At 55.6% G+C, this 13,463-nt stretch carries 10 protein-coding genes and 1 pseudogene; 7 read left to right on the forward strand and 4 right to left on the reverse strand.

Going from position 1 to position 13,463, the window contains the following annotated elements; all coding sequences use genetic code 11:
- A complete protein-coding gene (fhuD, locus tag DES54_RS07015; protein ID WP_113865974.1) occupies positions 1 to 921 on the forward strand; it encodes a Fe(3+)-hydroxamate ABC transporter substrate-binding protein FhuD in 921 nt (306 codons plus the stop codon).
- Positions 911 to 2,897, forward strand: a pseudogene (gene fhuB, locus DES54_RS07020) (Fe(3+)-hydroxamate ABC transporter permease FhuB). The gene fhuD and the pseudogene fhuB overlap by 11 nt, the downstream one beginning before the upstream one ends.
- 1 nt (position 2,898) lies before the next feature.
- Here fhuB and DES54_RS07025 read toward each other — a convergent pair.
- Positions 2,899 to 3,489 (reverse strand): LysE family translocator, encoded by a 591-nt coding sequence (locus tag DES54_RS07025; RefSeq protein ID WP_113865898.1) that lies wholly within the window; start codon positions 3,487 to 3,489, stop codon positions 2,899 to 2,901.
- Positions 3,490 to 3,628: 139 nt separating this feature from the next.
- On the opposite strand from DES54_RS07025, the gene DES54_RS07030 reads away from it, so the two are divergent.
- Entirely contained in the window at positions 3,629 to 5,089 is a 1,461-nt protein-coding gene (locus DES54_RS07030; RefSeq protein ID WP_113865900.1) for an aminotransferase-like domain-containing protein, read from the forward strand.
- A 139-nt stretch (positions 5,090 to 5,228) separates the two neighbouring features.
- Here DES54_RS07030 and hemL read toward each other — a convergent pair whose 3' ends face one another.
- Positions 5,229 to 6,509, reverse strand: coding sequence for a glutamate-1-semialdehyde 2,1-aminomutase (gene hemL, locus DES54_RS07035; protein ID WP_113865902.1), 1,281 nt, complete (start codon positions 6,507 to 6,509; stop codon positions 5,229 to 5,231).
- Between the two features lie 269 nt (positions 6,510 to 6,778).
- On the opposite strand from hemL, the gene erpA reads away from it, so the two are divergent.
- A complete protein-coding gene (erpA, locus tag DES54_RS07040; RefSeq protein ID WP_113865904.1) occupies positions 6,779 to 7,123 on the forward strand; it encodes an iron-sulfur cluster insertion protein ErpA in 345 nt (114 codons plus the stop codon).
- A 72-nt stretch (positions 7,124 to 7,195) separates the two neighbouring features.
- Here erpA and btuF read toward each other — a convergent pair whose 3' ends face one another.
- Positions 7,196 to 8,011, reverse strand: coding sequence for a vitamin B12 ABC transporter substrate-binding protein BtuF (btuF, locus tag DES54_RS07045; RefSeq protein WP_113865906.1), 816 nt, complete (start codon positions 8,009 to 8,011; stop codon positions 7,196 to 7,198).
- Positions 8,012 to 8,013: 2 nt separating this feature from the next.
- A complete protein-coding gene (gene mtnN / locus DES54_RS07050) occupies positions 8,014 to 8,712 on the reverse strand; it encodes a 5'-methylthioadenosine/S-adenosylhomocysteine nucleosidase (protein WP_113865908.1) in 699 nt (232 codons plus the stop codon).
- A 119-nt stretch (positions 8,713 to 8,831) separates the two neighbouring features.
- On the opposite strand from mtnN, the gene dgt reads away from it, so the two are divergent.
- From dgt to DES54_RS07065, 3 genes are all read left to right on the forward strand, one after another.
- On the forward strand, positions 8,832 to 10,340 hold the full coding sequence (gene dgt, locus DES54_RS07055) for a dGTPase (protein ID WP_113865910.1): 1,509 nt from the start codon (positions 8,832 to 8,834) through the stop codon (positions 10,338 to 10,340).
- 145 nt (positions 10,341 to 10,485) lie between these two features.
- Complete coding sequence (gene degP, locus DES54_RS07060) at positions 10,486 to 11,928, forward strand: serine endoprotease DegP (protein WP_113865912.1); 1,443 nt, start codon at positions 10,486 to 10,488, stop codon at positions 11,926 to 11,928.
- A gap of 174 nt (positions 11,929 to 12,102) precedes the next feature.
- Positions 12,103 to 13,260 carry a CdaR family transcriptional regulator gene (locus DES54_RS07065; protein WP_113865976.1) on the forward strand — a complete coding sequence of 386 codons (1,158 nt, stop codon included), beginning with the start codon at positions 12,103 to 12,105 and terminating at the stop codon, positions 13,258 to 13,260.
- Positions 13,261 to 13,463: the final 203 nt, after the last annotated feature.

Consider the following 13,463-nt stretch of genomic DNA (forward strand, 5'->3'; position numbering starts at 1 on the left):
ATGACTGAATTACTTCTTCCCGCAGCGTTGCCGGATCACCAGCGACGCCGTCTATTGACCGCCTTGTTGCTGTCTCCCCTGATATATTCCTCAACCAGTTATGGCGCGGCGTATCCCGATCTTGAACGGATAGTCGCGCTTGAATGGCTGCCGGCAGAGCTACTGATGGCGCTGGGGATCACGCCGCTGGCGATAGCGGATAAACCGAACTATCGCTTGTGGGTGAGTGAACCGGCCCTCCCGGAGCGGGTGATTGACGTCGGGTTGCGTACCGAACCCAATCTGGAACAACTGACTTTACTGAAACCCTCGCTTATTCTGTATTCGGAAGGCTATGGCCCTTCGGTCCAAAAGATGACCCGTATCTCACCCATTCTGGGGTTCGGGTTTAGTGACAATAATGGTAAACCGCTGACGGTCGCCAGAACATCGCTGGTGAAACTAGCCGCTACGCTGGGTATCCCTGACGCGGCGGAACAACATTTAGCGCGGCTTGCACAATTCATGCGCCAGTCGGCCATCAGGCTGCAACCTTATACCCAACGCCCGCTATTACTATTATCGCTGTTGGATGAGCGTCATGTCTTGGTGATGGGTAAAAACAGTTTGTTTCAGGAAGTGATGGATGATATTGGCATCGAAAACGCCTGGCAGGGCGAAACCAATTTCTGGGGCAGCGCGGTGGTGGGGATTGAACGTCTGGCGGAAATTGATCATGCGCATGCGCTCTGTTTCGATCATGGCAACAGCGCGTTGATCGCGCAGGTGGCGCGCAGTCCGCTGTGGCAGGCGATGCCGTTTATCCGCGAACAGCGTTGGCAACGAGTGCCTGCGGTCTGGTTGTATGGCGGCACGCTGTCGGCCATGCGATTCGCTCAGGTTCTGGCGCAGGCGCTGGAGGCGCGGGGTGATCGCGGTTAAAAAACAGGCGTTGTCCATCCTGCTGATCGGCCTGTTGCTGGCGATAGCGCTGAGTCTGGGCGCGTACAATTTACAGCGTCAATTGCCTGTGGCGCTATGGCTGCAAGGATTCTGGCAGCCGAATAACGACGATATTCGTCAATTACTGTTTCACTATAGTTTGCTGCCGCGCATGGTGCTTGCCCTGCTGGTCGGCGCGGGTCTGGGGTTATGCGGCGTCTTATTCCAGCAGGTGCTGCGTAATCCGCTGGCGGAACCGTCGACGCTTGGGATTGCGTCCGGGGCGCAACTGGGCATTACGGTGGTGACGCTGTGGTCGGTGCCGGGGGGAATGGCGATTCAGCAGATCGCGGCGATGATCGGCGCATTAACGGTGGGCGCGCTGGTGTTTGGCGTCGCCTGGGGAAAACGGCTTTCGCCGGTCACCCTGATCCTGGCCGGGCTGGTGCTGAGTTTTTACTGCGGGGCGGTGAACCAGTTATTCGCGCTGTTTCACCATGAACAACTGCAAAATTTGTTTCTGTGGAGCAGCGGCGCATTGAATCAGCAGGACTGGCGCAATGTGCAGTTTGTGCTGCCGCGCCAGCTGATCTGCTTTTGTTTGTCGTTGCTGCTGCTGCGGCCGCTGACCCTGCTTGGGCTGGATGACGGCGTGGCGCGTAATCTGGGGCTTGGGCTGTCGCTGGCGCGGTTGAGCGCACTGGGGGTGGCGATTTTCCTGAGCGCAATTAGTGAATGCGGTGGGGATTATCGGTTTCATCGGCCTGTTCGCGCCGCTGCTGGCTAAAATGCTGGGGGCCAGACGTCTGTGGCATCGCCTCTGGCTGGCGCCGTTACTGGGCGCGTTGCTGTTGGTCGTCGCCGATCAGGGGGTGATCTGGCTGACGTCTGTCTGGCGCGAGGTGCCGACGGGCGCGGCCACCGCATTGCTGGGCGCGCCGTTATTACTGTGGCTGCTGCCACGCTTACGCAGTCATGGCTCTCCTGCGCTAATGGATCATGCCGGGGCGTCCGTCGTCGAACGTCGCCAGTGGGGATGGTGGCTGGCGTTGGGCGGCGTAGTGCTGGTGGCGATAACGCTGGTCGCCTTGCTGCTGGGGAAAAATGCGCAAGGGTGGCACTGGAGCGGCGGCGAACTGTTTACGGAACTGTTGCCGTGGCGCTGGCCGCGTATTCTGGCGGCATTGGCGGCGGGGATGATGCTGGCGGTGGCGGGGACATTGATACAGAAACTGACGGGTAATCCAATGGGCAGCCCGGAAGTGCTGGGGATCAGTTCGGGCGCGTCATTTGGCGTGATTATCCTGCTGTTTTTTGTCCCCGGTAACGCCTTTGTCTGGTTGCTGCCGGCAGGCAGCGCGGGTACGGCGTTAACGCTGTTGATCATGGTGGCGGTGGCCGGACAAGGCGGGTTTTCCACACAGCGCATGCTGCTGGCCGGGATAGCCCTGAGCATGGCTTTCACCACGGTGATCTCGCTGCTGCTGGCCAGTGGCGATCCGCGCATGGGCAACGTACTGACCTGGTTATCAGGTTCGACCTATGGGGTGGAAGCGGCTGATGCGCTGAGGACCGCCGCGATTGCCGGCGTGTTGTTGCTGGTGGTGCCGCTTTGTCAGCGCTGGTTGCGCATTCTGCCATTGGGGACGACGACGGCACGCGCGTTGGGCGTGGCCGTCACCCCGGTTCGTCTGTTGGTGCTGTTGCTGGCCGCGATCCTCACCGCGATGTCAACGCTGTTGGTGGGGCCAATGAGCTTCGTCGGCCTGATGGCGCCGCACCTGGCGCGTATGATGGGATTTAGCCGCGTCATGCCGCAGCTTTGTTGTTCCGCGTTACTGGGCGGCGGATTGATGGTGATGGCCGATTGGTGCGGCAGAATGGTGATGTTCCCGTATCAAATTCCGGCTGGATTGCTGGCGACGTTTATTGGCGCGCCTTACTTTGTTTATCTGCTGCGTAAGCAGGCAAAATAAGTTATGGGGCGAGATTGATCGCTTCCACCAGCATCCAGAGGGCGGTGATCACCAGCGACAATCCCATCACGCCGTTGAACAACCGCAGTTTTCTGGGATCCTGAAGGTGCTTGCCGATGCGATCGCCAAGCGCCGCCCATAGCAGAATGCACGGCAGATTCAGCGCCATAAAGCCGATCATGACGGTTAAAACACCGCTGTTGGCCGCATAGAGCAGCGCCACGTTGCTGGACATCAGCCAGGCTTTGGGGTTGACCGCCTGGAATAACGCGCCTTGAAGCAGGGTGAGCGGCTTACTTTTTCCATTCAGTTCCAGCGCGGACACACGCGCAATTTTCCACGACAGCCATAGCAGATAGGCACACCCCACCACGGTGAGCGGTACTCTTACCGCGCTCATTCCACTAAGCAACAGCTCCAGCGCCATCCCCATCAGCGCCGTTTGCAACGCGCAGCCGATCAGAACGCCCAATAACATTGGCAGTGTACGCCGTATGCCGAAGTTGACCCCGGAGGTCGCCAGCAGCAGATTGTTGGGGCCGGGGGTTATCGACATTACCGTGACATAGCTGAAGAAAGAGGGATCAAGCATGGTGCGTTCCTTTTGACGCTGAGTAAGAACACCATCATAAAAGGGAAGAAGGGAATGGTAACAGATACACAAAAAGATTATTGTAATGAGTACAGATGCTATGAATGATTAATTGTACCCATCGGTTGGCGAGGTAATTGTGTCCATTATCGATCCGCAGGAAAGCACGCTTTATCAACAGTTGGCGGAAACCTTCGCCACGGCGATCCATCACGGAACCTGGCAGCCGGGAAGCCGTCTACCGGCTATCCGTCGCGTAGCGGGATCGCATCAGGTCAGCGTCAATACTGTGCTTAATGCCTGGCGCATTCTCGAAGATCGCGGTTTGATCGAAGCGCGTCCGCAATCCGGCTATTTTGTGCGCGGACGGTTGCCGTCGTTGACGAAAGCGCCGCGGCATCGTGCTCAGGTCATCATTCCGGGTAGTGAAAAACTGGATCTGATCGATACGGTTTTCGCCGCGCAGAATCATCCCGATTACCTCAATATTTCTCTCGCCTGTCCACAAAACAGCGATTTTTATCCCAGCGCGAAGATCAGCCGCATTACCGCTTCGCTTCTGCGCCGTCATCCCGATATCATTGGCCGCTATGCCTTACCGCCGGGAAGTGAGCGGCTGCGTCGTGAAGTGGCGCGGCGGGCGATGGACTCAGGCATCGCGTTGAGCGGCGAGGATGTCACCGTCACTCACGGCTGCATGGAGGCGCTTCAGTTGGCATTACGGGCGGTGACGCAACCGGGGGACTGCGTGGGGCTGGAAACGCCGACCTATTTTTATCTGTTTCCATTGCTGGCCAGTCTGGGACTGAAAACAGTGGAAATTCCGACCGATCCGCAGCGTGGGCTATCATTGGATGCGCTGGAGATGCTGCTTTCGGAACGACGGCTTCAGGCGATCATCGCCATGCCGAATGTACAAAATCCGCTGGGTTGCAGCATGACGCTGGCGGATAAAAAGCGACTGGCGAAATTGGTGAACGACTATCAGGTTCCGCTGATAGAAGACGGTTTGTATGGCGAGCTACAGTTTAGCTGGCCGCTTTCCCCAGCGGTCAAGGCGTTCGATCGCGACGGGTGGGTGATTTACTGTTCGAGCTTCACCAAGACCCTGGCCCCCGATTTTCGTATCGGCTGGATGGCGGCGGGCCGCTTCAGTGCGATGATAGCGCGGCTGAAAGCCGTGTCGTCAATGGCGGAGTCCGCGCTGTTGTCGGAGACGCTGGCGCAATTTCTGCAATCCGGCGGCTACGATCACCATCTGCGCACGTTGCGCCGTCGCTATGCCGCCCAGTTGGATGAGGCCCGTGGGCTGATTGTCCGCCATTTTCCGCAAGGCACCCGCGCCACCCAGCCGCAAGGCGGTTTTGTCTTCTGGCTGGAAATGCCTGGCGAGGTGGATGGCGTGGCGCTGTTTCATCGTCTGTTGCAGGAAAAGATCTGCGTGACGCCCGGCGCGCTTTACACCTTGAGCGACCGCTGCCAACACGCCATTCGTCTCTCCTGTTGTTATCCTTTTGATGAGCGTTACCGGTATGCGCTTAAACGGGCGGGGGCGCTGGCTTGCGAAATGAGCGGCATTGCGCCCCCGGACGAAAACTAAGGCGGCGTTTTACGGCGTGCCGTTCGTCCCCAGATCAGTCACAATATAGGCGGGTTCAACTATTTTGGCGATAATCGAGATCTTTACATCGGTTGTGGCGCCAACTGAATGACGCCGTTAGAAATCAGGTCGCCTTACTTTACAAACGCGCAAAGCAACGTTGCGCCGCTTCGATCGTGCGTTCAATATCCTGTTGGCTGTGAGCCAGCGACATAAACCCGGCTTCGAAGGCGGAAGGGGCCAGATAGACGCCTTGTTCCAACATCATATGGAAGAAGCGCTTGAAGCGTTCCACGTCACACTGCATCACATCCTGATAGCAGGTCACGCTGTCGGCATCGGTAAAGAACAGACCAAACATCCCACCCGCCTGATTGACTGCCAGCGGAATATGTTCCGCTTTGGCGGCGGACAGCAGCCCTTCGGCAAGCTGTCGCGTCAGTTCCGTCAGTTTCTGATGGACGCCGGGTTTCGCCACTTCCGTCAGGCAGGCAAAACCCGCGGCCATCGCAATCGGGTTGCCGGAGAGCGTACCGGCCTGATACACCGGGCCGACCGGCGCCAGCGCCTGCATGACTTCTCGTTTGCCGCCGAAGGCGCCAACCGGCATGCCGCCGCCGATAATTTTACCCAGACAGGTTAAATCGGGCTGAACGCCATAGTGAGCTTGCGCGCCCGCCAGCGCCACACGAAAACCGGTCATCACTTCATCAATGATGAACAGTGCGCCGAATTCGTCACACAACGCGCGCAACCCCGGCAGGAATTCCGGCAACGGCGGCACGCAGTTCATATTGCCCGCCACCGGTTCGACAATAATCGCGGCGATGTCTTGCGGGTATTGCTCGAACGCGGCGCGCACCGAGGATAAGTCATTATAGGTGCAGGTCAGCGTGTGGCGGGCGAAGTCGGCGGGTACGCCGGGCGAGTTGGGCTGTCCCAGCGTCAGGGCGCCTGAACCGGCTTTGACCAGCAGACCATCGGCATGACCGTGATAGCATCCTTCAAACTTGATGATTTTATCGCGCCCGGTATAGCCGCGGGCCAGACGAATGGCGCTCATGGTGGCTTCCGTCCCGGAGTTCACCATGCGCACCATCTCCATGCCGGGCATCAGCGATGTCACCAGCCGGGCCATTTGCACTTCGATTTCCGTCGGCGCGCCGAAGCTTAATCCGTGCTCCGCCGCCGCGATCACCGCCTGACGAATGGCCGGGTGGTTATGTCCCAGCACCATCGGCCCCCAGGAGCCGACGTAATCGATATAGCATTGACCATCCGCGTCATAAAGGTAGGCGCCGTCCGCCCGTTCGATAAACAGCGGCACGCCGCCGACGCCGTTGAACGCGCGTACCGGCGAGTTGACGCCGCCCGGAATAAGTTGCTGTGCCGCGGCATACAGACTTTCAGATTTGTTCATTAAGTGATCCTGACGTTGTGATTATCATGGAAAGTAAGGCCATTCTAATCAACTGCCCACGGTTATGAAATCGTTGTACTGGCCCGCTGTTCAAAACATAACGTGCCATCGCCAATGAGATCACTGGCTGTGACGCAGGCGCCGTTGCATAATAGGACGATTAATTCAGCGGCCAGTGTCAAATCTTGAACGTTTTCGTTTACTGCCGGATAATAAGTCTATGAGTGCGGGCGTATCACCTGATAAGCCCTGAGTTGGGAGTAAAAAAGATGAGCGACGATATAGCATTGCCACTGCAATTTACCGATGCGGCAGCCATCAAGGTGAAAAACCTGATTGCCGATGAAGAGAATCCTGATCTGAAACTTCGGGTTTATATTACGGGTGGCGGTTGCAGCGGCTTCCAATACGGTTTTACCTTTGATGATCAAATCAACGAAGGCGACATGACCATTGAAAAGCAAGGCGTGGCTTTGGTGGTCGATCCGATGAGTCTGCAATATCTGGTGGGTGGTTCGGTGGACTACACGGAAGGGTTGGAAGGTTCGCGTTTTATCGTCACCAACCCGAATGCCAAAACCACTTGCGGTTGTGGCTCTTCTTTCAGTATCTGATAAGTCATTTCGTCGGTTGAAAAACCCGTGCGGCCATCGTCGGCGCACGGGTTTTTTTACGCGTGGGATGGGCTAATAGCGCGATAGTTGCCGGCAGATCTGTTGGGCCGCCAGCAGTAAACGTGGCCCGCTGCGATTAAACCAATCTTCATTCACCGCGATCACCGGAACAGCGAGTTGCGGTGTCCAGAACGCCTGCGTATTGGCAATGGCGGAGGCTGAACCGCTGATGATAATGGCCTGCGGCGCACGCCGTAAGACCTGCTCCCGGCTGACCTGCGGCCAGGGCACCGGGCTGTCGCTAAAAATATTCCGCGCGCCGCACAGTGACACGATCTGGCTTTGCAGGGTGTCTTTCGACGAGGTAAAAAGTGGTTGCGAGCCAAATTGTATAAAGACGCGCAACGGCGGGCGCGTTTTGCCGACGTAGCGTTGCCGTAAATCCGTTATTTGCCGGCGAAGCGCGGCAGCGGCTTTTTCTGCCTGATCAGGATGATCGCTGTATGCCGCCAATTGTTGCAGCGCGGCGGGAATAGCGTCCAGTGTTTTGGGATCGAGATAAACGATGGGAATGCCGAAATTGGCCAGTTGTTCCAGCGGCCTTTGCGCGTTGCCTTCACGCCAGACCAGAATGAGATCAGGCTTGAGCGCCAGGATCCGCTCCAAATTAATCCCCTGCCAGGATGCTACTCGCTCCAGTTTTTTCGCCGCTGGCGGATAATACGACCAGGCGCTGACCGCGATCAATTGCTCGCCCATGCCCGCCGCATAAGCGAGTTCGGTGGCATGGGGCGCCAGGCTGATCACGCGTTCTGGCGCGGCGTTTGCCGTCGCCAGTAGTGAAAAAAGCAGCGCACCCAGCAGGCGTCGCGTCCATGACTGCCTCATGATTAACGCTTAGCCAACGCCTGCAACATGGTTTCCACCATTCGGGTAGATTGCTCGGCGGCCACCGCCAGGAACGCGTCGAAACTGAGGTGCGATTCCTGATCGGCCACGTCGGAAATGGCTCGCACGACGACAAAAGGAACACCAAACTGATGGCAGACATGCGCCACCGCAGTGGCTTCCATTTCTACCGCGATAGCCTGAGGAAACGTGTTGCGGATACGCGCCAGCGGTTCAGCGCCGTTGATAAAGGCATCGCCGCTGACCACCAAACCGCGCACGGCATTGAGTTGCAGCCGGGCAATCGCCTCCTGCGCCAGCGTGATCAAACGCTCGTCGGCGATGAACGCCGCCGGACAGCCCGCCATCTGACCGGGTTCATAGCCAAACGCGGTCACATCGGCATCGTGATAGCGCACCTCATCGGAAACCACAATATCGCCGACGTTCAAGGTGGAGGCGAGTCTGCCGGCGGAACCGGTATTAATCACCACATCCGGCTGGCAATGCTCCAGCAACAAGGTGGCGCCCAACGCGGCGGACACTTTGCCAATCCCGGATTTCAGTAATGCGACTTCCACACCATTTAACTGTCCGCTGTAGATTTCACATCCGGCGCGCTGCAAGGTCTGCCGATTTTCGATGCGATCGCGCAGCAGCGTCACTTCTTGTTCCATTGCGCCAATAATGCCGACTTTCATAAAGATCCCCACAAATTTTGTTATAAATAGCACGAGTATAGTGTCAGCTAGTCTATCATGGCTGACAAGCGTAAATGGAGCGTGTGAACTGACGTTAGCGGTGTTACATGGAGAATCGTATGTCTGATATCGATTTTACGAAGAAGATAAGCTTCCAGCGGCCCTTTAGCGCCGAGATTACAGCCGAGGATGAATATGCCGTCGTTCGTCAGTTTGAAAGCGATCGCGGACGCATCATCAATTCTGCGGCGATCCGCCGCCTTCAGCAAAAAACGCAGGTCTTTCCGCTGGAGCGCAATGCCGCGGTGCGCTCACGTCTGACTCACTCTATGGAAGTGCAACAGGTAGGACGTTATATCGTTAAAGAGCTCATCCACCGCCTGAAAGAAACGGACCGACTCAAGGAACTGGGATTGGAAAACCGGCAAACCCCGTTTGAAAGCATGGTGGAAATGGCGTGCCTGATGCATGACATCGGCAATCCGCCGTTCGGTCATTTTGGCGAATCCGCGATTAATAACTGGTTCTGCCGGTTAATGGATATTGACTTTCTTGGCGACGAGGCAAGTCAAGAAGACCGCTGTCGGGTCGATTTCCTCCGAATGCAGGATGACGGGTTTAATGAATTGCGCGGCAGAATTCGTCAGGATTTAAGTCATTTTGAAGGCAATGCGCAGGCTATCCGCTTGGTGCATACTTTGCTCAAGCTGAATCTGACCTACGGTCAGGTCGGTTGCATTCTGAAATATACCCGTCCTGCCTACTGGTGCGAGAAAATCCCCGCCGAATACGATTATCTGATGAAAAAGCCGGGTTATTATCTGGCGGAGGAAGCGTTCGTCACCCGTTTGCGCGACGAGTTATCGATGGGCGAATTTCATCGTTATCCGCTGACTTACATCATGGAAGCGGCGGACGATATCTCTTACTGCATTGCCGATTTAGAAGACGCGGTAGAAAAAGATATTCTCACCATTGAACAACTCCACGATCACCTGCGTGACGCCTGGGGGGAGGTGAAGAACGGCGATCTGTTCGCCAAAACCGTCGGCAAGGCGTATGAGGGCCGAGAACGTCAACCGTGGCGCAGCGTTAACGATCAGTTTTTTATGAACCTGCGGGTCAATACCGTCGCCCGAATGGTGCCGCATGCTTCACAACGCTTTATCGATAATTTACCGGCGATTTATGCCGGGTCATTTAATCATGCGTTGCTGGAAGATGGCAGTCCGCAGAATCGCCTGCTGAAAGTATTCAAAAATGTTGCGCTGAAGCATGTGTTTAATCACTACGAAGTGGAGCAGCTTGAACTCCAGGGATATCGGGTTATCCGTGGGCTGCTGGATATTTATAGCCCGTTGCTTGAGATGTCATACCGGGATTTCAGCCAGTTGGTGAAAGAAGATAGTCATAAGCACTATCCTATTGAAACCCGGCTGTACCATAAATTATCCAGTAAGCACTGTCTGGCTTACCGTGAAGCGGTGGATAAGTTGCACGGTCTGTCCGTCAAAGAGCAGGAGATCCGCGAATATTATTATCGCGCCCGTTTGATTCAGGACTACATCAGCGGCATGACCGATTTATATGCATATGATGAGTATCGGAAATTGATGGCGGCGGAATAAGGTTTTTTGTAAAGCGGGTCAATACTTTCTTACGCTTCAACCTCTTCCCAATCTGAACGGTATTGGTCCATATTTATCTCATACAACATGACCGTGGCGTGTGGGCCGCAAGACTTGCCTGTTGATAAATATGAGACCTATCCCTATGAAAAGAAAATCATTGGTTCTAAGCGCGCTGACCTTAAGCCTGGCGATGGCCATCGTGCCTGTCGCGTCGAATGCGGCTGAGTCAGTTTCCTCATCTTCCTTGCCTGCCAGCGGACAGCTTCCCAGCCTGGCGCCGATGTTGGAAAAAGTGATGCCTTCCGTCGTCAGTATCTTTGTGGAAGGGCATACCAATGTCGATCAAGCGCGTGTTCCGTCACAGCTTCAGCCTTTCTTTGGCAAGGATTCACCGTTCTGTCAGGAAGGTTCGCCATTCCAGCAATCACCCATGTGTCAAGGTGACGACGACGATGAAGGGCAACCCTCCAAACAACAGAACTTTCAGGCGCTAGGCGCCGGGGTGGTAATCAATGCGCAAAAAGGCTATGTGGTCACCAATAACCATGTCGTTGACGATGCGGATAAAATTCAGGTCAGGCTCAGTGATGGACGTAAATATGATGCCAAAGTCATCGGCAAAGATCCGCGTTCGGATATTGCGTTGGTGCAGTTAAAAGATTTTAAAAACCTGACCGCCATCAAACTGGCCGATTCAGATCAGTTACGCGTCGGGGATTATACCGTGGCGATCGGAAACCCCTATGGATTGGGGGAAACGGCAACCTCCGGCATTGTGTCTGCGTTGGGGCGCAGCGGACTGAATATTGAAAACTATGAAAACTTTATTCAGACCGATGCGGCGATCAACCGGGGAAATTCCGGCGGCGCGTTGGTGAATCTCAACGGTGAGTTGATCGGCCTGAATACGGCGATCCTGGCGCCGGACGGCGGCAACATCGGGATCGGTTTTGCCATTCCCAGCAATATGGTGAAAAGTCTGGTCGAGCAGATCGTCGAATTCGGTGAGGTAAGACGAGGCGAGTTGGGGATAACCGGAACGGAATTGAATTCGGAACTGGCGCAGGCCATGAAAGTGGATGCGCAGCGCGGCGCGTTTGTCAGTCAGGTTCAACCGAAATCCGCAGCGGCGGCGGCGGGTATCAAAGCCGGCGACGTGATTGTTTCGTTAAACGGCAAAGCAATCAGCAGCTTCGCGGCGTTGCGCGCTCAGGTCGGTTCGTTACCGGTCGGCAGCAAGATTGCGCTGGGGCTGTTGCGCTACGGAAAACCGTTGACGGTCGAAGTGACGCTTCAGCAAAGCAGCCAGACTCAGGTGGCGTCTGGTAACCTCTATACGGGGATTGAAGGCGCTGAATTAAGCAACACGGAATTGGATGGTCAGAAGGGCGTCAAGGTTGATAATGTCAAGGTAGGCTCGGCTGCTGAGAAAATTGGTCTGAAAAAGGACGACATTATCTTCGGCGTCAATCAGCAGCCGGTGCGGAATATTGGCGAGTTGCGTAAAATTCTCGACAGCAAACCTGCGGTGCTGGCGCTGAACATTCGGCGTGGCGAAAGCGATATCTATTTGTTAACTCAGTAATTTATCTCTAACGCCGGGTGCTGCCGCACCCGGCTGACGCCTTTTCCCGCCACATTTTGTGAGTTCTTCCACAGTTCCAAACGAATTCCCGGTTCTTTGTTAATTTGCACAATGTGCAGCGCCGCACGTAACGTTATGCTGGTGCAATTGTCAGTGTTGCTGTCCGAGGTGGAAATGGCGTCGTATCAGCTTAATGCTAGGATGGCGCAGGATATCGTTGCGCGGACCATGCAGATTATTGATAGTAATATCAATGTGATGGATGATCGCGGCAAAATCATTGGCAGCGGCGATCAGGAGCGGTTAGGTGAATTGCACGAGGGGGCGCTGCTGGCGTTATCTCAGGGACGGGTCGTGGATATTGATGATGCGGTGGCGCGTCATTTACATGGCGTGCGCCCCGGCATTAATCTGCCGCTGCGTATTGATGGCGAAATTGTGGGCGTTATCGGTCTGACCGGGAATCCCGCCCAGTTGCGGCAATACGGCGAACTGGTATGCATGACCGCTGAAATGATGCTGGAACAGGCCAGGCTGCTGCATATACTGGCGCAGGATAGCCGCCTGCGCGAAGAACTGGTTTTGAACCTGATTCGCACCGATGAGCTATCGCCCGCCTTGATGGAGTGGGCGCAGCGTCTGGGGATCGATCTGAATAAGCCACGGGTCGTGGCCGTGCTGGAGGTCGATAGCGGGCAACTCGGGGTAGACAGCGCGATGGCGGAGTTGCAGCAGCTACAGACGCTGCTGACCACGCCTGAACGCGATAACCTGATCGCCATTGTGTCCCTGACCGAAATGGTGGTGCTGAAACCCGCCTTGAACAGTCATGGGCGTTGGGATGCGGAAGAACATCGCCGTCGGGTTGACCATTTGCTGTCCCGAATGGCGGAAAGCAGTCGTCTGCGGATCCGTCTGGCGCTGGGGAACTATTTTCCCGGCGCGGGCAGTATCGCCCGCTCTTATCGTACCGCCCGAACCACCATGAGCGTCGGCAAGCAGCGTATGCCGTCACAGCGTTGTTATTTCTATCAGGATCTGATGCTGCCGGTATTGCTGGATAGTTTGCGCGGCGGCTGGCAGGCGAATGAACTGGTACGTCCCCTGACCAAACTAAAGGCGATGGATGGCAACGGATTGTTGCGCCGGACGCTGGGCGCCTGGTTTCGTAATAATGTCCAGCCCGGCGCGACCGCCAAAACGCTGTTTATCCACCGCAATACGCTTGAGTACCGTCTTAATCGCATTTCTGAACTTACCGGGCTGGATCTGGGGAATTTCGACGATCGTCTGTTGTTATATGTTGCACTGCAACTTGACGAAGAAGACTAAGTCCGCAGGGGACTAAATACGCAGAGAATGACGCCGCTGGTTGCGATCCTTAAAAGGGAAGCCGCGGCGTTCGTTCTGGACGATGATTGACTTAGATTGAAAACTATTACATAACCATTAACAATATAACGCGATAGCATAAATTATCGCGAAACAGTATTTTTGCCACTTTCCCATATCCTCTATTGTCACTTCCATATTGT

Origin of the sequence: Brenneria salicis ATCC 15712 = DSM 30166 (assembly GCF_003315515.1) — a bacterium.
Lineage (GTDB): Bacteria > Pseudomonadota > Gammaproteobacteria > Enterobacterales > Enterobacteriaceae > Brenneria > Brenneria salicis.